At 71.0% G+C, this 24,009-nt stretch carries 20 protein-coding genes; all 20 read right to left on the bottom strand.

What is annotated here, in order from left to right; translation table 11 throughout:
- Window positions 1–16: 16 nt before the first annotated feature.
- The gene (locus tag ACFVHK_RS10650) at window positions 17–1,072 is read right to left on the bottom strand and encodes a quinone-dependent dihydroorotate dehydrogenase (RefSeq protein ID WP_376928784.1); all 1,056 of its coding nucleotides are present in this window, start codon (window positions 1,070–1,072) and stop codon (window positions 17–19) included.
- 47 nt (window positions 1,073–1,119) lie between these two features.
- A complete protein-coding gene (gene nrdR / locus ACFVHK_RS10655) occupies window positions 1,120–1,593 on the bottom strand; it encodes a transcriptional regulator NrdR (protein ID WP_129233566.1) in 474 nt (157 codons plus the stop codon).
- A gap of 24 nt (window positions 1,594–1,617) precedes the next feature.
- Window positions 1,618–2,931 carry a histidinol dehydrogenase gene (gene hisD, locus ACFVHK_RS10660; protein ID WP_376928785.1) on the bottom strand — a complete coding sequence of 438 codons (1,314 nt, stop codon included), beginning with the start codon at window positions 2,929–2,931 and terminating at the stop codon, window positions 1,618–1,620.
- A 48-nt stretch (window positions 2,932–2,979) separates the two neighbouring features.
- Window positions 2,980–6,510, bottom strand: coding sequence for a DNA polymerase III subunit alpha (dnaE, locus tag ACFVHK_RS10665; protein ID WP_376928786.1), 3,531 nt, complete (start codon window positions 6,508–6,510; stop codon window positions 2,980–2,982).
- Window positions 6,511–6,591: 81 nt separating this feature from the next.
- Complete coding sequence (locus ACFVHK_RS10670) at window positions 6,592–7,512, bottom strand: RluA family pseudouridine synthase (RefSeq protein ID WP_376928787.1); 921 nt, start codon at window positions 7,510–7,512, stop codon at window positions 6,592–6,594.
- 1 nt (window position 7,513) lies between these two features.
- On the bottom strand, window positions 7,514–8,122 hold the full coding sequence (gene lspA, locus ACFVHK_RS10675) for a signal peptidase II (protein ID WP_376928788.1): 609 nt from the start codon (window positions 8,120–8,122) through the stop codon (window positions 7,514–7,516).
- A complete protein-coding gene (locus ACFVHK_RS10680) occupies window positions 8,112–8,777 on the bottom strand; it encodes a DivIVA domain-containing protein (protein WP_129234146.1) in 666 nt (221 codons plus the stop codon). Before ACFVHK_RS10680 ends, lspA begins: the two co-directional genes overlap by 11 nt.
- A 114-nt stretch (window positions 8,778–8,891) precedes the next feature.
- Window positions 8,892–9,209 (bottom strand): YggT family protein, encoded by a 318-nt coding sequence (locus ACFVHK_RS10685; protein WP_376928789.1) that lies wholly within the window; start codon window positions 9,207–9,209, stop codon window positions 8,892–8,894.
- 10 nt (window positions 9,210–9,219) lie between these two features.
- Complete coding sequence (locus ACFVHK_RS10690; protein ID WP_129234144.1) at window positions 9,220–9,696, bottom strand: cell division protein SepF; 477 nt, start codon at window positions 9,694–9,696, stop codon at window positions 9,220–9,222.
- A gap of 39 nt (window positions 9,697–9,735) precedes the next feature.
- The gene (locus ACFVHK_RS10695; protein ID WP_376928790.1) at window positions 9,736–10,401 is read right to left on the bottom strand and encodes a YggS family pyridoxal phosphate-dependent enzyme; all 666 of its coding nucleotides are present in this window, start codon (window positions 10,399–10,401) and stop codon (window positions 9,736–9,738) included.
- A gap of 46 nt (window positions 10,402–10,447) precedes the next feature.
- A complete protein-coding gene (ftsZ, locus tag ACFVHK_RS10700) occupies window positions 10,448–11,647 on the bottom strand; it encodes a cell division protein FtsZ (protein WP_376928791.1) in 1,200 nt (399 codons plus the stop codon).
- A 148-nt stretch (window positions 11,648–11,795) separates the two neighbouring features.
- Entirely contained in the window at window positions 11,796–12,863 is a 1,068-nt protein-coding gene (locus tag ACFVHK_RS10705) for an FtsQ-type POTRA domain-containing protein (protein WP_376928792.1), read from the bottom strand.
- 10 nt (window positions 12,864–12,873) lie between these two features.
- Window positions 12,874–14,280: a UDP-N-acetylmuramate--L-alanine ligase gene (murC, locus tag ACFVHK_RS10710; protein ID WP_376928793.1), complete on the bottom strand. Its 1,407-nt coding sequence runs from the start codon at window positions 14,278–14,280 to the stop codon at window positions 12,874–12,876.
- Window positions 14,281–14,323: 43 nt separating this feature from the next.
- Window positions 14,324–15,424: an undecaprenyldiphospho-muramoylpentapeptide beta-N-acetylglucosaminyltransferase gene (gene murG / locus ACFVHK_RS10715; RefSeq protein ID WP_376928794.1), complete on the bottom strand. Its 1,101-nt coding sequence runs from the start codon at window positions 15,422–15,424 to the stop codon at window positions 14,324–14,326.
- Window positions 15,421–16,668 (bottom strand): putative lipid II flippase FtsW, encoded by a 1,248-nt coding sequence (gene ftsW, locus ACFVHK_RS10720; protein ID WP_376928795.1) that lies wholly within the window; start codon window positions 16,666–16,668, stop codon window positions 15,421–15,423. The genes murG and ftsW overlap by 4 nt, the downstream gene beginning before the upstream one ends.
- Window positions 16,625–18,181 (bottom strand): UDP-N-acetylmuramoyl-L-alanine--D-glutamate ligase, encoded by a 1,557-nt coding sequence (murD, locus tag ACFVHK_RS10725; protein WP_376928796.1) that lies wholly within the window; start codon window positions 18,179–18,181, stop codon window positions 16,625–16,627. Before murD ends, ftsW begins: the two co-directional genes overlap by 44 nt.
- Window positions 18,166–19,260, bottom strand: coding sequence for a phospho-N-acetylmuramoyl-pentapeptide-transferase (gene mraY / locus ACFVHK_RS10730; protein WP_376928797.1), 1,095 nt, complete (start codon window positions 19,258–19,260; stop codon window positions 18,166–18,168). The genes murD and mraY overlap by 16 nt, the downstream gene beginning before the upstream one ends.
- Window positions 19,257–20,669 (bottom strand): UDP-N-acetylmuramoyl-tripeptide--D-alanyl-D-alanine ligase, encoded by a 1,413-nt coding sequence (locus ACFVHK_RS10735; RefSeq protein WP_376928883.1) that lies wholly within the window; start codon window positions 20,667–20,669, stop codon window positions 19,257–19,259. Before ACFVHK_RS10735 ends, mraY begins: the two co-directional genes overlap by 4 nt.
- Window positions 20,666–22,210 (bottom strand): Mur ligase family protein, encoded by a 1,545-nt coding sequence (locus ACFVHK_RS10740; RefSeq protein WP_376928798.1) that lies wholly within the window; start codon window positions 22,208–22,210, stop codon window positions 20,666–20,668. Before ACFVHK_RS10740 ends, ACFVHK_RS10735 begins: the two co-directional genes overlap by 4 nt.
- Before the next feature lie 13 nt (window positions 22,211–22,223).
- Complete coding sequence (locus ACFVHK_RS10745) at window positions 22,224–23,993, bottom strand: peptidoglycan D,D-transpeptidase FtsI family protein (RefSeq protein ID WP_376928799.1); 1,770 nt, start codon at window positions 23,991–23,993, stop codon at window positions 22,224–22,226.
- Between the last annotated feature and the right edge of the window lie 16 nt (window positions 23,994–24,009).

Raw genomic sequence — 24,009 nt, forward strand, 5'->3', positions numbered from 1 at the left:
CGGTCCGCTCGGGTGGTCAGGCGACGGATGCCGCGGCCCGACGCTCGCGCCGGATCCGCTCGAGTCCCCGATTGACCTCGCGCGCCCACGCCGGTCCGCGGTAGGCGAACGCGGAGTAGCCCTGGACGAGCGTCGCGCCGGCGTCGAGCCGTTCCTGGACGTCCTCGGGGGTCTCGACGCCGCCCACCGACACCACGCAGAGCTCGGCGGGCACGTGCTCGCGGATGAGCTTCAGCACGGCGAGTGAGCGCGCCGCGAGCGGCGCCCCGGAGAGCCCGCCCGCGCCGATCGCCTCGACCTCCGCGGCGGGAGTGACGAGCCCTGCCCGCGAGATCGTGGTGTTCGTGGCGATGATGCCGTCGAGGCCGAGGCGGACCACGAGGTCGCAGATCCGCCCGACCTCGGCGTCGTCGAGGTCGGGCGCGATCTTCACTAGGAGCGGCGTCCGCCCCGCCGCCGCGCGGACGGCTTCGAGCAGCGGTGCGAGCGCATCGAGCTCCTGCAGTCCGCGGAGACCCGGCGTGTTCGGCGAGCTGACGTTCACGACGAGGTAGTCGGCGTGCGGTGCGAGCACCTTCGTGCTCCGCACGTAGTCCTCGGTGGCGCGCTCGACGGGCGTGACCCGGCTCTTGCCGATGTTCACGCCGAGCACGGGTCGGTGCCGGCGGCGCGACAGCCGCGAGATGCGGCCGGCCGCGGCATCCGCACCGCCGTTGTTGAATCCCATGCGGTTGACCAGGGCGCGGTCCGCGATCAGGCGGAACAGCCGGGGCCGCTCGTTGCCGGGCTGCGGCAGTGCCGTGATCGTGCCGACCTCGACGTGGCCGAATCCGAGGTTCCCGAGGCCCACGACGGCGAGGGCGTCCTTGTCGAACCCGGCGGCGACTCCGAACGGCGAGGGGAACCGCAGGCCGAGCGCCTCGACCGCGAGTTCGGGCGCGGGCCCGGTGACGCGCTCCACCAGGCGGCCGATGCCGAGCACGGGGAGGGCGCGGATCACGCCGAACGCGAGGTGGTGGGCGCGCTCGGGGTCCATGCGCGAGAAGCCGAGGGAGAAGAGGAGACGATACATGCCTGGATCAGGCTACCGGAGCGGCGTCGAACCGCCCGACGCGACCGTCACTCGGCAGGTCGGGCCGGCAGCCGTCCGTGCTCCTCGCGGAGCGCCTCGATCGCCGACTCGAAGTCGTCGAGCGATTCGAAGGCCTGGTACACGCTCGCGAAGCGCAGGTACGCGACCTCGTCCAGCTCGCGGAGCGGGGGGAGGATGGCCAGGCCGATGTCGTTCGCCTCGATCTGGGACGCGCCCGTCGACCGGATCGTCTCCTCGACCTTCTGGGCGAGCACCGCCAGGTCGGAGTCGGTGACCGGCCGGCCCTGGCAGGCCTTCTTCACGCCCAGCACGACCTTCTCGCGGCTGAACGGCTCGATCACGCCCGACCGCTTGATGACCGCGAGGCTCGCCGTCTCGGTCGTCGAGAACCGGCGGCCGCACTCCGGGCACTGGCGTCGACGTCGGATCGAGAGTCCGTCATCGCTCGTCCTCGAGTCGATCACGCGGGAATCGGGGTGGCGGCAGAAGGGGCAGTACATGGTGCTCCCAGCGTAGCGTCGGGATCAGCGGCGCTCGCCGAAGCGGGCGGTCACCGCTTCGCCGTGCGCGGGGAGGTCCTCCTCCTCGGACAGCGTCGCGATGACGGGCGCGACCTCGCGGAGCGCTTCCTCGTCGTACCGCACGACCTGCTGCGGCCGCAGGAAGGTCGCCGCGGACAGCCCGGCGGCGTGCCGCGACTGGCCGCCCGTCGGCAGCACGTGGTTCGAGCCCGCGGCGTAGTCGCCGAGGCTCACCGGCGAGTACGGGCCGATGAAGATGGCCCCGGCGTTCTCGATGCCCGCGAGGACCGCGTCAGCGTCCCGCACCTGGATCTCCAGGTGCTCGGCGCCGAACGCGTTCGCGAAGTCCGCCGCCTGCTCGAGGTCGTCGACCAGCACGACCGCCGACTGGGCGCCGTCGAGCGCGGCGCGGATCCGCTCCGAGTGGCGGGTCTCGGTCGCGCGCACGACGAGCCGCTCGAGCACGCGCTCGGCGAACTCGGCCGAGTCGGTCACGAGGACGGCCGCGGCGAGTTCGTCGTGCTCGGCCTGGCTCACGAGGTCGGATGCCACGAAGTCGGCGTCGGCCGCATCGTCGGCGATGACGAGGATGTCGGTGGGGCCCGCCTCGGCGTCGATGCCCGTGACGCCCTGCACGACGCGCTTGGCCGCTGCGACGAAGACGTTCCCGGGTCCGGTGACGCGCTGCACGGGCTCGAGCCCGAGGTCGGGAACGCCGTAGGCGAAGGCGCCGATGGCGCCGGCGCCGCCCATGGCGTAGACCTCGTCGATGCCGAGGAGCGCCGCGACGCCGGCGATCGTCGGGTGGATGCGGCCGTCGTGCGCCGCCTGGGCCGGTGAGGCGAGCGCGATCGATCGGACGCCCGCGACCTGGGCGGGCACCACGTTCATCACGACGCTCGAGGGGTAGACGGCCTTGCCGCCGGGCACGTAGAGCCCGACGCGGCCGACCGGCTGCCACCGCTGCTCGACGACGGCTCCGGTCGCGAGCACGGTCCGCTCGGGTGCCGGCACCTGCGCCGCGCTCGCGGCGCGCACCCGTTCGATCGTGGACTCGACGGCGCGACGCACGTCGGGACGCAGCGCGTCGCGCGCGGCGGCGAGCTCGTCGGCGCGCACGCGGACCGACCTGGGGCGCACGCGGTCGAACCGCTCGGCCTGGTCGAGCAGCGCGGCCTCGCCGCGGGCGCGCACGTCGTCGATCAGGGCGCGGGCGGGCTCGAGCGCGGCGGCGACGTCGGTCGCCGCACGCGGAACGAGGGCGAGCAGTTCTGACGGTGTCGGACGGGTGCCTCGGAGGTCGATCGTGCGTAGCATGGCCCGCTCAGCCTAGCGAGCCGTGCGGAAGGGCCGCTGGGAGCGACGTCACGCGAGGCAGTTCGGGCCCAGCAGGCTCTTCAGCTCGCCGTAGAAGTCGGCGCTCACCGCGACCGGGTACGGCAGTTCGAACACTCGGGCGGTGCGGCCCTTCGTCAGCTTCAGCCGGACCTCGGTCTCGCCGCGGTGGCGGATGAGCACGTCGCCGAGCGCGGTGATCGTGTCGGTCGTCGCCCGCACGTCGGGCAGCGAGATCACGACCGGCCCGGTGCCGTCGTCCTGTCCGACCTCGGGTTCGAACACGCTGTACGCGTGCAGGTTCATGCCGTCGTCGCGCATGCTGACCCGGCCCCGCACGACGACGATCGAGTCGCCCTTCAGAGCCGGCGCGAACTCCTGGTACGCCTTGCCCATGAACATCACGGTGATCTCGCCCGAGAAGTCCTCGACCTGGATCATGCCGTACTGGTTGCCGGACTGGCGGGCGACACGGTGCTGCACGCTCGTCACGAGCCCGGCGATCGTGGCGACGTCGCCGTCCTGCGTGCCGTCCGAGCTCATCAGGTCGGTGATCGTCGTCGAGGCGTGCTTCGCGAGCGTCGCCTCGAGGCCGGCGAGCGGGTGGTCGGACACGTAGAGCCCGAGCATCTCGCGCTCGAAGGCGAGCTTGTCGCGCTTGGCCCACTCGGGGCGGTCGGGCACCGGCGAGGGCGCGGCGTCCTTCTCGTGGTCCTCGAAGAGGCTGTCGAAGTCGAAGCCGACGTCGCCGTTCTCCTCGGCGCGCTTCTCCTTGACGGCCGCCTCGACGGCGCCCTCGTGGATCTCGACGAGCGCCCGACGTGTGTGCCCGAGCGAGTCGAACGCGCCCGCCTTCACGAGCGACTCGACCGTCCGCTTGTTCGCGACCTGCGTCGGCACCTTCTTCAGGAAGTCGTGGAAGGTCTCGAATCGGCCCTTCGCCTCGCGCGCCGCGCGGATCGCGTCGACGACGTTGAAGCCCACGTTGCGGACCGCGCCGAGGCCGAAGCGGATGTCGTCGCCGACGGCGGCGAAGTACCCGATGGACTCGTTGACGTCGGGCGGGAGCACCTTGATGCCCATCCGGCGGCATTCGTTCAGGTACAGCGCGAGCTTGTCGCGCGCGTCGCCGACGCTCGTGAGGAGGGCCGCCATGTACTCGGCCGGGTAGTGCGCCTTGAGGTACGCGGTCCAGTAGCTCAGCACGCCGTACGCGGCGGAGTGCGCCTTGTTGAAGGCGTAGTCGGAGAACGGCAGCAGGATGTCCCACAGCGTCTTCACCGCGGCGTCGGAGTAGCCGTTGGCCTTCATGCCGCCGGAGAAGCCCTCGAACTGCTTGTCGAGCTCGGACTTCTTCTTCTTGCCCATCGCCCGGCGCAGGATGTCGGCCTGGCCCAGGCTGAACCCCGCGACCTTCTGTGCGATCGCCATGACCTGCTCCTGGTAGATGATCAGGCCGTAGGTCGTGTCGAGGATGTCGCGGAGCGACTCCTCGAGCTCGGGATGGATCGGCGTGATGGGCTGGAGCCCGTTCTTGCGCAGCGCGTAGTTGATGTGCGAGTTCGCGCCCATCGGGCCGGGGCGGTACAACGCGATGACGGCCGAGATGTCCTCGAAGTTGTCGGGCTTCATCTGGCGCAGCAGCGAGCGCATCGGGCCGCCGTCGAGCTGGAAGACGCCGAGCGTGTCGCCGCGCGAGAGCAGCCGGTACGCCTCGGCGTCGTCGAGCTCGAGGTCCTCGAGCACGGGCCGGAAGCCGCGGTTCGCCTCGATGTTGTCGAGCGCGTCGTCGATGATCGTGAGGTTGCGCAGCCCGAGGAAGTCCATCTTGATCAGGCCGAGGGACTCGCACGCGGGATAGTCGAACTGCGTGACGATCTGCCCGTCCTGCTCCCGCTTCATGATCGGGATGATGTCGATGAGGGGCTCGCTCGACATGATCACGCCGGCCGCGTGCACGCCCCACTGCCGCTTGAGGTTCTCGAGCCCGACCGCCGTGTCGAAGACCGTCTTCGCCTCGGCGTCGGTCTCGATCAGGGCGCGGATGTCGCCGGCCTCCTTGTAGCGCGGGTGGTCCTTGTCGAAGATCCCCGACAGCGGGATGTCCTTGCCCATCACGGCGGGCGGCATCGCCTTCGTGAGCTTCTCCCCCATGCCGAAGGGGAAGCCGAGCACGCGGCTGGAGTCCTTGAGGGCCTGCTTCGCCTTGATCGTGCCGTACGTGACGATCTGCGCGACGCGCTCGTCGCCGTACTTGTCGGTCACGTACTTGATGACCTCGCCGCGACGACGCTCGTCGAAGTCCACGTCGAAGTCGGGCATCGAGACGCGGTCGGGGTTGAGGAACCGCTCGAAGATGAGCCCGTGCTGCAGCGGGTCGAGGTCGGTGATGCGCATGGCGTACGCCGCCATCGAGCCGGCCCCCGAGCCTCGGCCCGGACCGACGCGGATCCCGTTGTCCTTGGACCAGTTGATGAAGTCGGCGACCACGAGGAAGTAGCCCGGGAACCCCATCTGCGAGATGACGCCGACCTCGTAGTCGGCCTGCTTCCGCACGTCGTCGGGGATGCCCGCGGGGTAGCGCTCGTGCAGGCCCTTCTCGACCTCCTTCACGAACCAGCTCTGCTCGTCCTCCCCGGGCGGCACCGGGTAGCGCGGCATGTAGTTCGCACTCGTGTTGAACTGCACGTCGCACCGCTCGGCGATGAGGAGCGTGTTGTCGCACGCCTCCGGGTGGTCGCGGAAGAGGTGCCGCATCTCGGCGGCCGACTTCAGGTAGAACTCGTCGGCGTCGAACTTGAAGCGGTTGGGGTCGTCGAGGGTCGACCCGGACTGCACGCACAGCAGCGCGGCATGGCTCTTCGCGTCGTGCGCGTGCGTGTAGTGCAGGTCGTTCGTGGCGACGAGCGGCAGGTCGAGATCCTTCGCGAGCCGCAGCAGGTCGTGCATGATGCGCTTCTCGATGCCGAGTCCGTGGTCCATGATCTCGGCGAAGAAGTTCTCCTTGCCGAAGATGTCGCGGAACTCGGCGGCCGCCTGCACCGCCTCGTCGTACTGCCCGAGCCGCAGCCGCGTCTGCACCTCGCCCGACGGGCACCCGGTCGTGGCGATGAGCCCATTCGAGTAGGTCTGCAGGAGCTCGCGATCCATGCGCGGCTTGAAGTAGTAGCCCTCGATGGACGCACGGCTCGAGAGCCGGAACAGGTTGTGCATCCCCTCGGTGGTCTCCGAGAGCAGCGTCATGTGCGTGTAGGCGCCCGAGCCCGACACGTCGTCGCCACCGCCGCTGCCCCACCGGATGCGCGTCTTGTCGCTGCGATGCGTGCCGGGAGTCAGGTACGCCTCGGTGCCGATGATGGGCTTCACCCCGGCATCCGTCGCCTGCTTCCAGAAGTCGTACGCGCCGAACACGTTGCCGTGGTCGGTCACGGCGACGGCCGGCATGCCCTCGGCCGCGGCGGCCTTCATCAGCTCGCCCACCCGGGCCGCCCCGTCGAGCATCGAGTACTCGGAGTGGACGTGCAGGTGGACGAAGGAATCGGCGGCCACAGGGCTCCTCATCGAATGGTGCAGCGAGCGGTTCTGGGGGTGCTTGCAGTCTATTGGCCGCCACCGCCACCGAGGGGTCGGCTCGGCGGTGCGTCAGTCGCCGGAGAGCACGTCGAGCGCGTGCTGCAGGTCGTCCGGGTAGTCGGACTCGTAGGTCGCCCACTCCCCCGTGCCCGGATGCGTGAACGAGAGCTGCTTCGCGTGCAGCCACTGCCGGGTGAGCCCGAGCCGCGCGCTCAGCGTGGGATCGGCGCCGTACATCGTGTCGCCCGCGCACGGATGCCGCTGCGCCGACATGTGGACGCGGATCTGGTGCGTCCGGCCGGTCTCGAGGTGGATCTCGAGCAGCGAGGCGTACGGGAACGCCTCGATGGTCTCGTAGTGGGTCACGGCGTGCTTGCCGTCGACCGTGACGGCGAACTTCCACTCGGACCGCGGGTGCCGTCCGACCGGCGCGTCGATGGTGCCCGCGAGGGGGTCCGGGTGGCCCTGCACGACGGCGTGGTAGATCTTCTCGACCTCGCGATCGTGGAACGCGCGCTTGAGCATCGTGTAGGCGTACTCCGACTTCGCCACGACCATGAGGCCGCTCGTGCCGGCGTCGAGCCGGTGCACGACGCCCTGGCGCTCGGGCGCGCCCGAGGTCGAGATGCGGTAGCCGGATGCCGCGAGCGCCCCGACCACGGTCGGCCCCTCCCACCCGAGCGACGGATGGGCGGCGACGCCGGCGGGCTTGTCGACGACGACGATCTCGTCGTCGTCGTGCACGATCCCGAGGTCCGGCACCGGGATCGGCTCGACCTGGAGCGTCCGCGGGGGCGCCCAGCTCACCTCGAGCCAGGCGCCCGCGCGGAGCCTGTCGGACTTGTCGACGACGCGGCCGTCGAGGCGTGCGCCGCCGGCCGCGGCGATCTCGGCCGCCTGGGTGCGCGAGAAGCCGAGCAGCTTGGCCAGCCCGGCATCGACGCGGGTCCCGTCCAGCCCGTCGGGGACGGGCAGCGAACGGTGCTCCACGTCAGGACTCGCGGGCGAGCTCGGCCGGCGCGCCCCCGCGGGCATCGCGCCCCGCGGTGTCCGCCTCCGCCGAGCCGGTGCCGTCCTCGGCCGGCTTCACGGGCCGGGATCCGTCCAGGCCGATCCCCCGGATCGTCAGGATCATGAACAGGATCATGCTCGACACGATCGCGATGTCGGCGACGTTGTAGATCGCCGGGAGCATCCACGGCGTCGAGATGAAGTCGATCACGTGCCCGATGCCGAAGCCCGGCTCGCGGAGGAGACGGTCGGTGAGGTTGCCGAGCACGCCGCCGAGCAGCAGCCCGAAGACGAGCGCCCAGGCGACCGAGCGGATGCGACGGGCGAACCAGATGATGAACGTGATCACGCCTGCCGCGAGGATCGTGAACACCCACGTCATGCCGCTTGCGAACGAGAAGGCCGCGCCGGGGTTCCGGACGAACTGCCAGTGCAGCACGTCGCCGATCACCTGCACGGTCTCGCCCTCCGCGAGGGTCGTGACGACGAAGTACTTGCTGACCTGGTCGACGGCGTAGACCGTGATCGCGACGCCGACCAGGATCAGCAGTGCGGTGACGCCGAGCCTGGTCCGCCGCTCAGCCGCCAAAGCCCTGGAAGGTCGGTGCGGGCTGCTCACCGGAGACGGTCTGGCCGTAGCCGGCGCCGCCGACCTGCACCGGCTGCGCCGTGTCGAGGTCGCGCAGCTGACCCTCGATGTAGCTCTTCAGCTTGGCGCGGTAGTCGCGCTCGAAGACGCGGAGCTCGTCCACGCGCTTCTCGAGCGCGACGCGCTCCTGGTCGAGGATGCCCATCTGGGCACGCTGCTTCGCCTCGGCCTCCGCGACGATGCGCGCCGCCGTGGCGTGCCCCTCGGCGATGAGCGCATCGCGCTTCTCGACGCCCTCGCGGACGTGCTCCTCGTGGAGCCGACGTGCGAGCTGCAGCAGGTTCGTGGTGCTCGTCTGCTCGTCGATCTCGGACTGCGGAACGGCGGCCTGGGTGGGCACGGCGACCGTCGGGGCGGCGGCCGCGGGCTCGGCGTACGTCGGGGACGGAGCGGCGGCGGGGGCTCCGGCACCCTCGGCGGCCCGCGACTCGGCGGCGGAGAGGCGCTGGCGCAGCTCCTCGTTCTCCTGGTTCAGGCGGCGGAGCTCGACCACCACCTCGTCGAGGAAGTCGTCGACTTCATCCTGGTCGTAGCCCTCCCGGAACTTCGTCGCCTGGAAGCGCTTGTTGACCACATCTTCCGGAGTTAGCGCCATGGCTTCCCACCCTCAAATCTGTCGAACGGTTCGATCACGTTCTGCTAACGGTAGCAAGAGAACCTCGCCGATGCAGTGCGCCGGTCGGTCGGCGCGCCCTCATCGCTCCTCGGCTCACGCCGCAGCGGCGGCACCTGCTGCGAGCCACGACACGACGGTCATCGCGATGATGACCACGAGCATCGCGACGCTCCAGCCGAGGTCCAGGGCGACCTGCCCCAGGCGGATCGGCGGGATGAGGCGGCGGAAGAACCGCACGAGCGGGTCGGTGACGGTGTACACGGTCTCGACGATCACCAGCACGACGCCGCGCGGCCGCCAGGACCGGTTGAACGTCCGCACGAGGTCGAGGACGAACCGCGCCCACATCACGAAGAAGTAGATGAGGAGGAGCGAGTAGACGAGGTTCCAGACGACTGCGAGTGCGCTCACGTCCGGGAGTCTACGCGTGCGAGAAGAAGGAGGACTCCACGTCGCCCTCCGCTTCGCCCGCCTCGCCCGACACGACGACGTGCGCCGGGGAGAGCAGGAACACCTTGCTCGTCACGCGCTCGATCTTGCCGTAGAGGCCCTGCGAGAGGCCGCTCGCGAAGTCGATGAGGCGACGCGCGTCGGCGTCCGACATCTGCGACAGGTTGATGATGACCGGGACCCCCTCGCGGAAGGACTCGGCGATCACCTGGGCGTCTCGGTACTGGCGCGGGTGCACCGTGAGGATCTCGTTCATCTCCGCCTGCGGGGGTGTCGGTTGCACGTGGTGCTTTCGGAGGGGTGTGACGGCGGCGCCGCCCTTGGGGGCCGGCGTGGGCGCAGCGTGCACGACCGGCGCCGGCGACGCCGCGGCCGGGGGTGACTCCGGCTCGAGCTCCTCGTCGGCGAGTCCCAGGTAGACCATGGTCTTCTTGAGCGGGTTCGACATCGCTGCCTCCGTCAGTGGTTCCGTGCTTCGAGGCTAGCCTCAGGCCGGGCGCTTGCCCGTGATTGCCGTGCCGATGCGAAGGTGTGTCGCGCCCTCCAGAATCGCGTCGCGATAGTCGTGGGACATGCCCATGGACAACGAGGTCGCCGCGGGGGCGAGCGACCGGACGCGCTCGGCGAGCGCACGCGTGCGTGCGAAGGCCACCCGGGCGGACTCGTCGAGCGGCGCGACGGCCATCAGCCCGAGCAGGCGGATCCCGGGTGTGGCGAGGACGCGTTCGACCATCGGTTCGAGCTCGTCGGGTGCGACGCCGCCGCGGTTGGGGTCGGTGGTGAGGTTCACCTGGATGAAGCCGTCGACCTCCTCGTCCTCGGAGCGCAGCGCATCGACGAGCGATTCCCGGTCGATCGAGTGGATCACCGAGGCGTAGGCGCGCACCTGCCGCGCCTTCTTGCTCTGCAGCTGTCCGACGAAGTGCCATCGCAGGTCGAGGTCTGCGAGTGCACGGGCCTTCGCCTGCGCCTCCTGGTGCCGGTTCTCGCCGATGTCGCGGACGCCCAGGCTCGCGAGCTCCCGGATGAGGGACTCGGGATGGAACTTCGTCACGACGATCGTCGTGATCTCCCCGGGCTCGCGACCCGCGTCGCGAGCCGCGTCCGCGATGCCGCAGCGAACGGCCTCGAGGCGCTCCTCGAGCCCGCTCACGCGGCGCCGCCCGCGCTGGTCGGGCGGCGTCGCGGAGTCCGAGCGGTCACTTCAGGAAGTCGGGGATGTCGAGGTCGTCCGAGTCCTCGCCGAATGCGGGGTCCGACACGATCTGGTCGGCGGTCGTGCTCGCCTCACCCCAGTTCGCCGTCTCGACGAGTTCCTCGATGTCGATCTCCGTGATGCCCTCGACCGGGTCCCCGCCGAGCAGTCCGGCCCCGGCTCCGCCGGCGCCGCCCGCTCCGACGGCCGCCGGCACGGCGTTCGGCTGGCGGACCTCCGCGGGCCTCGGCGTCGGGTCCCCGCCGTCGAATCCGGCGGCGATGACCGTCACGCGGACCTCGTCGCCGAGCGTGTCGTCGATCACCGCGCCGAAGATGATGTTCGCCTCGGGGTGGACGGCCTCCTGGACGAGTCTCGCGGCGTCGTTGATCTCGAAGATGCCGAGGTTCGAGCCGCCCTGGATCGAGAGCAGCACGCCGTGGGCTCCGTCGATCGAGGCCTCGAGCAGCGGACTCGCGACCGCCAGCTCGGCGGCCTTGATCGCCCGGTCGGCTCCCCGGGAGGACCCGATGCCCATGAGTGCCGAGCCGGCCCCCTGCATGACCGACTTCACGTCGGCGAAGTCGAGGTTGATGAGGCCGGGCGTCGTGATCAGGTCGGTGATGCCCTGCACACCGGCGAGCAGCACCTGGTCGGCGGTGGCGAACGCCTCGAGCATCGAGATGCCGCGATCGCTGATCTCGAGCAGGCGATCGTTCGGCACCACGATGAGGGTGTCGACCTCCTCCTTCAGGCGCCCGACCCCCTGCTCGGCCTGGGTCTGGCGGCGCTTGCCCTCGAAGCTGAACGGCTTGGTGACGACACCGATCGTCAGCGCGCCGATCGACTTCGCGATCCGCGCCACGACGGGAGCACCGCCGGTGCCCGTACCTCCGCCCTCGCCCGCCGTGACGAAGACCATGTCGGCACCCGCGAGCGCCTCCTCGATCTCCTCGGCGTGGTCCTCGGCGGCCCGGCGGCCGACCTCGGGGTCGGCACCCGCCCCGAGTCCGCGGGTCAGGTCCCGGCCGACGTCGAGCTTGACGTCGGCGTCGGACATGAGCAATGCCTGGGCGTCGGTGTTGATCGCGATGAACTCGACGCCACGGAGGCCGAGTTCGATCATGCGGTTGACGGCGTTGACGCCGCCTCCGCCGATGCCGACGACCTTGATGACGGCGAGGTAGTTCTGGTTTGTCGACATGTCGGCCCTCTCTGCGAACTCTGAACCCTGAACCTCTACTCGAAGGTTAAAGTTTTGCCGAGTATGCAATTCCTGACTCGAACGTAGGGTGCGGCGACCGAGGGCCCGCACGCCATGTCCGGCGTGTCGTGATCCCGACCCGAACGGATCACCCCGTCACCGGGCTGAGCGGCGCGGAGACGTCGTATCTCGCCACCTGGTCGGACGGGACCGCCGCCATCAGGTCCTGGAGCACCGTGGTCTTCAGCGCGGTATCGTCCGCGCTGCCCCAGATCACGCTCGCCCCTCCGTCCAGTTCGAACCGCACGTCATCGGCTGACGCCGCCGTGACCGACGCGATCCCCGCGCGCAACTCGGCGGGAAGGCTCCGCAGCACGCGACCGGCCGCCCGGAACGACGGATCGTCGATGCCGCCCTCCACCTCGATCAGCGGAAGTCCGTCGGGCAGCGCGTCGACGCGCTCCACGACGACGCCCGCGGCATCCACCGCCATCAGGCCCGAGGAGGTGTCGAGCACTCCGACCGGCGTGCGCTCGACGACGCGGACGACCAGCGTTCCGGGGGGCACGGTCTCCGTCGAGTAGGTCTCGATGAGCGGGAACGCCGAGAGCGCGCGCTGGACCTCGTCGGGGGCGATGAGGGGCAGCGGGGTGCCGACGCGATCGTCGAATGCGGCCCGGACGTCTGCCGCGGCGATCCGGGACGTCCCCTCCACGCGCACCTCGCGGAGCGCCATGAGCGGCGAGTACGCGATCGCCACCGCGGCCACCCCGATGACCACGATCGACGCGGCCAGCGTGATCCACGTGGCCCGTCGGAGTCGGCTCCGCCGCGTGAAGCGCCGCACCTCCTGCCGCTCGTACCGGCGTCGGGCGCGCTCGGCCGCAGCGAGCGCACGCCGTGCGGCACGATCGTCCCGCCGGGACCCGCCCGCGGCATCCGCACCGCGGGCCTCATGCCGCCCGATCTCGTCGCCGGCCGTGCCCTCGCGGACCGCGACGCCGCCGACGGGCAGCGCGATGGGCTCCGTCGCGTTGCCGTCCTGGTCGGCCGGATTCCGCCTCGCCCTCGCCCCCGCGTCCCGGCCGGGGCGCCGGCCCCGGGTGCCGGTCGCGACCCCGCCCGACCCCGACCCTGCGGCCGCAGCGGATGTCGCCGACGTCGACGCCCCGCCGCGAGACGGTCGCGCCCCGTCGAATCCCTGCGGCCGTTTCACCGGACTCCGATCAGGCGTCCCGCTCGCGTTCGAGCGATCCGAGCAGTTGGGGCACGATCCGGTAGACGTCGCCGCAGCCGAGCGTGATCACGAAATCCCCCGGACGCGCGATGCGCGCGGTGTGGTCGGCGGCATCCTGCCAGTCGGCGATGAACGCCACCCGCTCGGGATGCTCGAAGCGCTCGCTGACCAGGGCGCCGGTGACCCCCGGCTCCGGGTCCTCGCGGGCACCGTAGACGTCGAGCACCACGGTCTCGTCCGCGTAGCGCTCCAGCACTTCGGCGAACTCCCTCGCGAACAGGCGCGTGCGACTGTAGAGGTGCGGCTGGTGCACGGCGATGATGCGACCGTCGCCGACCACGGTGCGGGCCGCCGAGAGCGCCGCGGCGACCTCGGTCGGGTGGTGGGCGTAGTCGTCGTACACGCTGACGCCGTCGACCACGCCGTGCAGCTCGAACCGCCGCCCTGTCCCGGCGAACCGCGCGATGCCCTCGAGCGACGCGGCCGGGTCGAAGCCGAGTCCCACGAGCACCGCGAACGCGCCGGCCGCGTTGATCGCATTGTGGCGGCCCGGGATCCGCAGCTGCGCGCGGTGGGTCTCGCCCTCGTGGTCGACCGCGAACGACACTGGTCCGTCCGTGGAGATCGAGTGCACGCGGACCGTCGCATCCGCCGCCTCGCCGAACGTGAGCACGCGCTCGTGCGAGAGCCGGTCGCGTACGCGCGTCGCGCCGGTGTCATCGGAGGAGATCACCACGAACTCGCTCGCACGGTCGGCGAAGTCGACGAACGCCTGCTCGAACGCCTCCAGCGAACCGTAGTGGTCGAGGTGGTCGGGGTCGACGTTCGTGATGAGCGCGACCGAGGTGTCGTAGAGCAGGAACGAGCCGTCGGACTCGTCGGCCTCGACGACGAACAACTCCCCCGAGCCGGATGCCGCGCTGACGCCCAGCTCCTCGATGACCCCGCCGTTGACGAAGCTCGGGTCCTGGCCGAGCGCGAGCAGCCCGGAGATGATCATGCCCGTCGAGGTGGTCTTGCCGTGCGCTCCTGCGACCGACACGAGCCGCTGGCCGGAGATCACCGAGGCGAGGGCCTGGGAGCGGTGCAGCACGGGCAGCCCGCGCTCGAGCGCCGACTGGTACTCCGGGTTGTCCTGCCAGAGCGCACCCGTCACCACGACCGTGTCGACGTCTGCGGGCAGGTTCTCGGCGGCGTGGCCGATCGCGATCGTCGCACCGAGCTCGCGCAGCGCCGCGATGTTGGCCGAGTCGCGGACGTCGGAGCCGGTCACGCGGTGGCCCGCGCCGAGCGCGAGCCGTGCGATGCCGCTCATGCCCGACCCGCCGATGCCGACGAAGTGCACGGCGCCGAGGTCGGCGGGGATCGCGATGGAGAGGTCGGGCTTGATCGTCACGGTGTCGCGGTGCTTCCTGGAGAGGGGTTCGGTCGGTTCAACGTTACGCGCCTGCGGCGCCGACGCCGCCGTCGGCGTGCAGCGCGCCGTCGACGAGCGCGATCATGCGGTCGGTCCCGTCGAGCGCTCCGACGGATGCCGCGGCCCGCGCCATCCGCTCGAGGCGGTCGCGGTCGGCGAGCATGGGCACCAGTTCACGCCTGACCCAGCCCGGCACGAAGTCGGCGTCGTCGACGAGGACGCCGCCGCCGGCGTCGACGACGCCCGCCGCGTTGAAGCGCTGCTCTCCGTTGCCGACCGGGTACGGCACGTAGACGGCCGGGACCCCGAGCGCGGAGAGCTCGCTCACCGTCGCGGCGCCGGCTCGGGAGACGGCGGCGTCGGCGATCGCGAGTGCGAGGTCCATGCGGTCGGCGTACTCGACCATCCGGTAGCCGTCGATGCCCGGGTCGTCGACCTCGGACTTCGCGCCCGTCACGTGGAGCACCTGCCAGCCGGCGGCCGTCAGCACCTCGGCGCTGTCGACCGTCGTCCGGTTGAGGCGACGAGCGCCGAGCGACCCGCCGGTCACGAGGAGCACCGGGCGTGCCGCGTCGAGCCCGAAGAACGCCGCGGCCTCCTCGCGCCGCGCCGCGCGGTCGAGCGACTCGATCTCGCGCCGCAGCGGCATCCCGACGAACTCCGCGTGCGGGAGCGGCGTTCCTGCGAACGCGACGCCCACCCGGGCGGCGAAGCGCGCGCCCAACCGGTTCGCGAGACCGGGGCGCGCGTTCGCCTCGTGGATCACCACGGGGATGCCGGCGCCCCGCGCGGCCAGGTACGCGGGCGTCGACACGTAGCCCCCGAAGCCGACGACCGCATCGACGCCTCGGGCGGCGATCATCTCGCGCACGTCGGCGATCGAGCGCCGGAAGCGAACCGGGAACCGGAGCGCGGCCCCGTTCGGCCGGCGCGGGAAGGGGACCTTCTCAATGGTGAGCAGTTCGTAGCCGCGGGCCGGAACGAGACGCGCCTCGAGCCCCTCCGCCGTGCCGAGCACGAGGACGATCGCCTCGGGATCGTGCTCGCGCAGGCGATCGGCGACGGCGAGCAGCGGGTTCACGTGGCCGGCGGTGCCGCCGCCGGCGAGGAGGTAGGTCGTCATCGCGTGCGGGTCGCCTTCGACGTGCCGCGGGTAGTCGCCCGGGCGCTGGCTCGCGCCGGGACGCCGGGGTCCCGGGCGACGGAGAGCACCACGCCGATCGCGAAGAGGGTCGTGAGCAGGGCGGTGCCACCGGCCGACACGAGCGGCAGCGGGACACCGAGGACGGGGAAGACGCCGAGCACGACACCGATATTGACACACGCCTGCCCGACGACCCACACGAGGACCGCCGCGGCGACCGTGCGTCCGAACGGGGTCGCCGCCGAGCGCATGACCCTGGCGAGCGCGATCGCGAGCACGACGAAGAGTCCGATCACGACGACCGCGCCGATGAGCCCGAGCTCCTCGCCGATGATCGCGAAGATGAAGTCGTTGTCGGCGGCGGGCAGCCACGACCACTTCGCCGCCGAGTTGCCGAGGCCGACCCCGAAGATGCCGCCGTTCGCCATCGCGAAGGTGCCGTGCTGGATCTGCCAGCAGTCGCCCAGGTTGTACCTGGCGCAGTCCTCCTCGAGGAACGCGGTGATCCGTCGCATTCGGCTCTCGCTCGACGCCGCGACGAGCGCGAAGGCCCCAGCGCCGAACAGCACGGGCACCGCGAGGAGTCGCAGGGGGACCCCGATGAGGAAGAGCGTGCCGAGCAGCATGACCGCCATGACCATGACCGTTCCGAGATCGCCGCCGAGCAGCACCAGGCCGATCGCCCCGCCCCCGACGAGCAGGATCGGCATGATGCCCTTCCCGAAGTCGCCGAGGTGGTCCTGCTTCTTGGTCACGATCAGGCCCAGCCAGAGCACGAGCGCGACCTTGATGAGTTCCGACGGCTGGAACTGGACCGGGCCGAGTCGCAGCCAGTTCGTGTTGCCGCCGACCTCGACGCCGAGCGGCGTGGCGACCACGAGCAGCTGGAGCACGCAGGCGACGCCGAGCACCAGCCAGGCGATCCGCATCCAGAAGCGCTCGGGCATCCTGCCGGCGAGCAGCATCACGGGCACCCCGATCAGCGCGTACGTCGCCTGCTGTGCCGCACGAGAGGTGAAGTCGCCGTCGTTGGCCAGCGCCGACTCGACCTGCGACGACGAGAGCACCATGACGAGGCCGAGCACGACGAGGAACAGCACGGTGCCGAGGAGCAGGAAGTAGTCCTTCGACTCCGGGCGGAAGGCGCCGAGCCGGATCCGGGCGGCGAGCCCGGTCTGCTCAGTCCGCTTGGCCGGCCGGGTCGTCCGAGGCGGGCTGGTCATGCCCCTCCCCTCCGAGCCGGTCGCGGACGGCCTCGTGGAAGCGCCGGCCGCGGTCGGCGTAGTCCGCGAACTGGTCCATCGATGCCGCCGCGGGCGCGAGGAGCACGGTGTCCCCCTCCTCTGCGACCGAGGCCGCGAGGGCGACCGCGTCGGGCATCACGCTCTCAGTGTCATCCGTCACGACCTCGAAGAGGGGCAGTCCGGGCGCGTGTCGGCGGAACGCCTCGACGAGCGCCACCCGATCGGCGCCGATGACGACGGCCGCGCGGAGGCGAGCGGCGTGCCGCGCCACGAGCTCGTCGGCGTCGACGCCCTTGAGCAGCCCGCCCACGATCCAGACGACCGGGCTGAACGCCTGCAGCGACGCCTGTGCGGCGTGCGGGTTCGTGGCCTTCGAGTCGTCGATCCAGCGGATGCCGCCCGCCGTCGCGACCGTCTGGATGCGGTGGGCGTCGAGGCGGAAGGCCGCGAGGGAATCGTGGATCGCCGCGACCGGGACGTCGATGGATCGAGCGAGCGCCGCGGCGGCGAGGATGTTGGCCACGACATGCGGGATGGCGAGACCCAGGGGCTCGAGCTCCTCGAGCGTCGTGAGCTCGAGCGCCGCGGTCCGGCGGTCCTCGAGGAACGCGCGATCGCAGAGGATGCCGTCGACCACGCCGAAGTCGCTCGGACCGGGCGTGTCCAGGCCGAACCCGATCGCCCGGGCGCCCTCCTCGACCTCGGCGTCCTCGACCATCGACCGCGTCGCCTCGTCGGCGCGGTTGTAGACGCAGGCCACCTTCGTGTTCGCGTACACCTTCGCCTTGGCGTCGCGGTAGGCCTCGGGCGAACCGTGCCAGTCGTAGTGGTCGTCCGCGAGGTTCAGGCACACGCTCGCGAGCGGATGCACGGCGCCCGGCCCGGTCGTCGGCAGGTGGTGCAGCTGGAAGCTCGAGAGTTCGACCACGAGCACGTCGTACCCGATCGGATCGCGCACCGCATCGAGCACGGGCACGCCGATGTTGCCGCACGGCGCCACGCGCGCCCCGCCCGCCGCGATCAGCGTCGCGGCCAGCTGCACGGTCGTCGTCTTGCCGTTCGTGCCCGTGACGAGCATCCACTCGGAGGCCTTCACCTTGTCGCGCACGCGCCACGCGAGCTCGATGTCGCCCCAGACGGGCACGCCCGCCTCGGCCGCCCACCGCAGCATCGGGTGGTCGGGCCGGAACCCGGGCGACACGACGACGAGGTCGGGGGCGGATGCCGCGAGCTCCTCGGGCACGCGATCGAGCGGGTGCACGACGAAGCCGACCTCGATCACCTCGAGGATCCGTGCGCGCTCGTCGTCGGGGCCGGCCGCGTACACCGTCACCTTCGAGCCGAGTTCGGCGAGGGTGTCGGCGACGGCGAATCCGGTCACGCCGAGCCCGAGCACGGCGACGCGCAGGTCACGCCATCCGCCGGAGTGCCAGCTGGTCAGCGCTTCGAGGCGTGCGGCCCCGGCCGCGGCATCCGTCACCGCTGCAGCCACTCGAAGTAGAAGGCGCCCACGCCTGCGGCGACGAACAGCCCGGCGATGATCCAGAACCGCACCACGATCGTGACCTCGGCCCACCCCTTCAACTCGAAGTGGTGGTGGATCGGGCTCATCAGGAAGATCCGCTTGCCGCCCGTCACCTTGAAGTACGCGCGCTGCACGATCACCGAACCCGTCTCGATCACGAACAGGCCGCCGATGAGCAGGAGCAGCAGCTCGGTCTGGCTCGTGACCGCAAGGGCTGCGAGGGCGCCGCCCAGGGCGAGCGAGCCCGTGTCGCCCATGTAGATGTGGGCGGGATTGGTGTTCCACCAGAGGAATCCGACGACGGCGCCGACGATCGCGGTGGCCACGATGGCCAGGTCGAGCGGATCGCGCACGTCGTAGCTGCGGTACAGGTCGCTCGGGTTGAGGTTCTCGCTGAATCGCGACTGGTTGAACTGCCAGAAGCCGATGATGATGAACGATCCGATGGCGAGGATCGAGGCGCCGGATGCGAGCCCGTCGAGTCCGTCGGTGACGTTCACGCCGTTCGAGGCCGCCGCGGTCAGGAGCACGATCCAGGCGACGTACGCGATGATGCCGACGACGGTGCCGAGCACCATGAAGTCGAGCGGCAGGTCGCGGATGAACGAGATCTTGGTCGAGGCGGGCGTGGCCCCCTCCGCGTTCGGGAACTGCAGCGCGAGCAGCGCGAACACGGCCGCGACGAGCGTCTGGCCTGCGATCTTCGCCCAGCCGCCGAGTCCGAGGCTCTGCTTCTTCCGCGTCTTCAGGAAGTCGTCGAGGAAGCCGACGAGGCCGAGCCCGACCATCATGAACAGCACGAGCAGGCCCGAGGCGGTCGGGCCGTCCCCCACGAGCGTCGTCGCGACGAAGTACCCGAACAGGGTGCCCAGGATGAAGATGATGCCGCCCATCGTGGGCGTCCCCCGCTTGACGTGGTGCGTCTTCGGACCGTCGTCGCGGATGAACTGGCCCCACCCGAGTCTCGTGAACAGCCGGATGAACAGCGGGGTCAGGAACAGGGTGAACGAGAGCGACAGGGCTCCGGCGGTCAGAAGTGCTCTCACGCGAACCATTCTCCCAGTCGGTCGCCGAGGTGGCGGAGGCCCGCCGAGTTCGACGATTTCACGAGCACGGTGTCCCCCGGCCGGGCCATCCCGGTCACGAGGTCGAACGCCTCGTCCGCGGACTCCACGTACGCCGACTCGCCGTCCCACGAGCCCTCGTTGATCGTCGTGATGTGCAGGCGCCGCGCGCCCTCCCCCACGACGACGAGCTGCGAGATGCCGAGCCGGACCGCGAGCAGGCCGATGCGGTCGTGCTCCTCGCCGGAGAACTCGCCGAGCTCGCTCATCTCGCCGAGCACCGCGATGGTGCGGGAACCGGGCCGCTTCACCTGTGCCAGCGTCTTCAGCGCCGCCGCCATGGAGTCGGGGCTCGCGTTGTACGCGTCGTTGATCACCGTGATGTCGTCTCGCCCGCCCATGACCTGCATGCGCCACTGCTCGGCGAGCGTGACTCGCTCGAGCCCCGTGACGATCGTGGCGAGCGGCACGCCGAGTTCGAGGGCGGCGGATGTCGCCGCGAGGGCGTTCATGACGTGATGCTCGCCGAGCACCGCGAAGCGCACCCGGGCGGACTCCCCGCCCGGCGCGGTGATCGTGAACTCCGTGCCCTGCGGATGCACGACGAGGTCGCTCGCGCGGACGTCCGCGCCCTCGCCGAGCCCGAACCACACGACCCGAGCGGCCGTCCGCTCGGCCATGGGGACCACTCGCGGATCGTCGGCGTTCAGCACGGCGACATCCGTCGGCAGGAGGTCGGTGACCATCTCGGACTTGGCCTGGACGGTCTTCTCGATGCCGCCGAACTCGCCGGCGTGGGCGAGGCCGACCTTCAGGACGATGCCCACGTCGGGTCGGGCCATGCGGATCAGTCGGGCGATCTCCCCGACGCCCGAGGCGCCCATCTCGGCGACCAGGAACTCCGTGTCCTCGGTCAGCTCGAGCATCGTGGTCGGCGCACCGACCTCGTTGTTGTAGCTCTTCCGCGCGGCCACCGTCGGGCCGACCTGCTCGAGCACCGTGCGCAGCAGGTTCTTGGTCGTCGTCTTGCCGTTCGACCCGGTCACGCCGACGATCTTCAGCCGGCCCTGCGCGCGCACGCGCCGCACCACCTCGGTGGCGAGCGCGCCGAGCGCGTCGACGGAGTCCTCCACGACGACCTGGGCGACGGGGAGCTCGAGGCGGCGCTCGACGATGACGAGCGCCGCGCCCTGATCGACCGCGGCGGGCGCGAAGCGGTGCCCGTCGTCGAACTCGCCGCGCTTCGCGACGAAGATCCCGCCCGGGCCGACCTCACGCGAGTCGGTCGTGACGGCGCCGTCGATGACGGTCTCGGTCGATGCGTCGGTGCCGGCCGGCTCGAATCGCCCGGATGTCGCGGCCGCGATCTCGGCCATGGTCATGGCGATCATTCGAGCCACCCCGCTTCCTGCAGTGCCAGCCGGGCGTCGTCCCGGGCCGAGTACGGGTGCTTCACTCCGGCGACCTCCTGGTAGTCCTCGTGACCGGGTCCTGCGTACAGGACGGCATCGCCCTCGCCGACGAGTCCGAGCGCGTGGCGGAACGCGGCGCGCTGGTCGGCGATCTCGTGGATCTCGCGATCCGGGACGGCCGCCCTGGCGCCGGCGATGAGCGCCGCGCGGATGGCTGCCGGGTCCTCCCACCGGGGGTGGAAGTCGGTGATCACCAGCACGTCGGCGCCGCGTGCCGCGATCGCGCCCATCTCGGCGCGCTTCGTCGTGTCGCGGTCGCCGTCGGCGCCGAACACCATCACGACGCGCCCCTCGGTCGTGCGCCGGATCGCCTCGAGCGCCTGCGCGAACGCGTCGGGCGTGTGGCCGTAGTCGATGTAGACGACGGGGCCGCGCTCACCGGAGACGCGCTCGGTCCGGCCGGGGATGTACGCGTCGATGCCATGCGCACCGACCGCTGCGCCGATCAGGTCGAGGTCGGTCCCCGCCTCGACGAGCATCACGATCGCGAGGGCCGCGTTCGCGGCGTTGTACCGCCCGATGAGCGGGATGCTGGTCTCGAGCGATCGGCCGCCGGGTCCGTCGAGTCGGAAGCTCGTCCTGGTCGGGGTCTCGTCCAGCACCTCGAGCCGCCAGTCGGCGTCGGCGCCGTGATCGACCGCGAGGGTCACGACCGGGATGCGCGACTCGGCGACCAGGCGCTCGCCCCACTCGGAATCCACCGTGACGACGCCGCGGCGCGCGCGCTCCGGCGTGAAGAGCTCGCGCTTGGCGTCGAAGTACTCGAGCATCGACGCGTAGTCGTCGAGATGGTCGTGCGAGAGGTTGGTGAAGCCGACGACGTCGAAGACGATCCCGTCGACGCGGTGGCGGCTGAGCGCCTGCGCGGAGACCTCGATGCCCACGGCCCGCACCTCGACCTCGCGCATGCGCGCGAGCAGGGCGTGCAGTTCGCTCGCCTCCGGGGTCGTGAGCGAGCTCGTCACGGCCTCGTCGCCGATCCGGCGCTCGGCGGTCGAGGTGAGGCCGGCGACGATGCCGAGCTGGCGGAGCACCGCGAACAGCAGGTAGACGACGCTCGTCTTGCCGTTCGTCCCGGTGACGCCGAACAGCGTCGCCGGATTGTCGGCCGTGCGGTGGATCCAGGCCGCGACCTCGCCGAGCGCGGCGCGCGCGTCGGGGGTCACGAGCACGGGGATGCCTGCGTCGATCGCGCGCTCGGCGCCTGCGGCATCCGTCAGCAGCGCGACGGCGCCGTTCGCCGCCGCCTGGGCGGCGTAGTCGGCTCCGTGCGCGTGACGGCCGGGCACGCCCACGTACAGGTCGCCGCCGTGGACCGCGCCGGAGGAGATCGCGACGCCGGTCACGTCGAGGTCGTCGATCCCGCCGCGCACCTCGAATCCGAACGCGTCCGCGAGGCCGCGGAGCGATCGAGGACTCGGGTGCTGCGGCCGGAGTGCCGTGGGAGGCGATCCGGTCACGAACCCAACTTTCTCACCAGGTGGCTGGCAACTCGGGCGCCTGAGCGCCGGACGGAACGGTCCGATACTTCTTCAGCACCTGGCTCATCACCTGCTGGAAGACGGGAGCCGATGCGGCGGACGAGTTCATCTTAACGGGGTTCATGATGCTGACCGAAACGACGAACTGCGGGTCGTCCGCCGGAGCGAAGCCGGACACCGACACCAGGTAGCCCGCCTGGTACCCGCCGTTGCCGTCCGGCACCTGGGCCGTGCCCGTCTTGGCCGCGACGCGATAGCCCGGGACCTGCCACCGGTCGGCCAGCCAGCCGTTCAGGTAGACCTGTTCGAGCATCCGGCTCGTCTGGTCCGCGGCCTTCTCGGACACCACGCGCCGTCCTTCGTCGGACGGCACCTCGGTGAGGGTCCCGTCGGCGTTGCGGCACCCGTCGACGAGCGTCACCGGCATGCGCACGCCGCCGTTGGCGAGCGTCTGGTAGGCGCTCGTGATCTGGATCGCCGTCGTCGTCAGGCCCTGGCCGAACATCGTCGCGTACTTCGTCTGGTTGTCCCAGCCCTCGGGTCCGCCGTGGAGGTCGCCCGGCTCCTCTCCCGCGAACTCCACCTCGGACACCGTGCCGAGCCCGAAGTCGAGCATGTCCTGGTAGCGGCGCTCGTCGCTCACCTTCTCGCCGAACATCGACATCGCCGTGTTCGAGGAGTCGATGAGCATGCCCGTCATCGTGTAGTTCGTCGGGCCGTGGTAGTGGCTGTCGTTGATGTTGGCGCCGTTCGGGGGAAGGTATCGGTAGTCGGCCGTGACCCCGCTCGTCGGCGATCCCTCGCCCGCATCGATGACCGAGGCCGAGGTCAGCGCCTTGAAGGTCGAGCCCGGCTCGAACGGCGACGAGAAGGCGCGCGACCCCCGGTCGGCGGCGTCGACCGAGCTCGGCGAGTTCGGGTCGACCGTCGGGACGTCGGCGACCGCGAGGAGCCTGCCCGTCCTGGCCTCCATCACGGTCACGGTCGCCCAGTCGGCACCGGTCTCGGCGACCCGCGCGGCGGCGATCCGCTGCACGAAGTACTGCAGGTCCGCGTCGATCGTGAGCTGCAGGTCCCCGCCGTCGTGCGCGGTCGAGTTCACGACCTCGGAACCCGGGATCGCGACCCAGTCCTTCAGGCTGTGCAGCCAGGTCATCTCGCCGTCCTCGCTCGCGAGGCACGCGTTCTCCGAGTACTCGAGCCCGGCGCCCGGTTCTCCCTCATCGGTGACGAAGCCGAGCAGGTTGCCGCCGACGGCCCCGTTCGGGTACCGACGGCTCGGCACCTCCTCGGAGTAGACGAACGGGATGCGCAGGGCCTTCACCTGCTCGTACACGTCGGTGTCGACCCGCTTGGCGACGTACGAGAAGTCGGCGCCGGGGTCATTCGCGAGCTCGCCCTCGATCTGCGTGCGCAACTCGCCCCCGGTTCGCCCGATCACCTCGCCGAGTTCGCCGAGGGCCTCGTCGAGCGCCACGTCGACGTCCTCGCCGTCCGACCCCGTCCGCTCGAACGATGCGGTCGCCATCGCCTGCTTCGGCGAGATCGTGATGTTGTACCGCATCGCGCTCTCCGCGAGCACGGTGCCGTTCGCGTCGAGGATGGCGCCCCGTTCGCCGTAGATCACCCGGGTCTCGGAGCGGACGTCCTTCGAGGCCTCGTTGAGCTCGGCTGCGCGAACCACCTGGATGTCGACGAGCCGCACCACGAACCAGCCGACGATCAGCACGAGCGCGAGCCCGGATGCGACGATGCGACGCATCGGGTGACGGCTCATT

The organism is Agromyces binzhouensis (genome assembly GCF_042672355.1).
Lineage (GTDB): Bacteria > Actinomycetota > Actinomycetes > Actinomycetales > Microbacteriaceae > Agromyces > Agromyces binzhouensis.

Coding starts and splice junctions, on each gene's coding strand:
- ACFVHK_RS10690 (WP_129234144.1), bottom strand. CDS start 9,696: ATGTCGAACCCGCTCAAGAAGACCATGGTCTACCTGGGACTCGCCGAC.
- ACFVHK_RS10735 (WP_376928883.1), bottom strand. CDS start 20,669: ATGATCGCCATGACCATGGCCGAGATCGCGGCCGCGACATCCGGGCGA.
- ACFVHK_RS10680 (WP_129234146.1), bottom strand. CDS start 8,777: ATGGCGCTAACTCCGGAAGATGTGGTCAACAAGCGCTTCCAGGCGACG.
- ACFVHK_RS10650 (WP_376928784.1), bottom strand. CDS start 1,072: ATGTATCGTCTCCTCTTCTCCCTCGGCTTCTCGCGCATGGACCCCGAG.
- ACFVHK_RS10745 (WP_376928799.1), bottom strand. CDS start 23,993: ATGCGTCGCATCGTCGCATCCGGGCTCGCGCTCGTGCTGATCGTCGGC.
- ftsW (WP_376928795.1), bottom strand. CDS start 16,668: ATGACCAGCCCGCCTCGGACGACCCGGCCGGCCAAGCGGACTGAGCAG.
- nrdR (WP_129233566.1), bottom strand. CDS start 1,593: ATGTACTGCCCCTTCTGCCGCCACCCCGATTCCCGCGTGATCGACTCG.
- murG (WP_376928794.1), bottom strand. CDS start 15,424: ATGACGACCTACCTCCTCGCCGGCGGCGGCACCGCCGGCCACGTGAAC.
- dnaE (WP_376928786.1), bottom strand. CDS start 6,510: ATGAGGAGCCCTGTGGCCGCCGATTCCTTCGTCCACCTGCACGTCCAC.
- hisD (WP_376928785.1), bottom strand. CDS start 2,931: ATGCTACGCACGATCGACCTCCGAGGCACCCGTCCGACACCGTCAGAA.
- ftsZ (WP_376928791.1), bottom strand. CDS start 11,647: ATGTCGACAAACCAGAACTACCTCGCCGTCATCAAGGTCGTCGGCATC.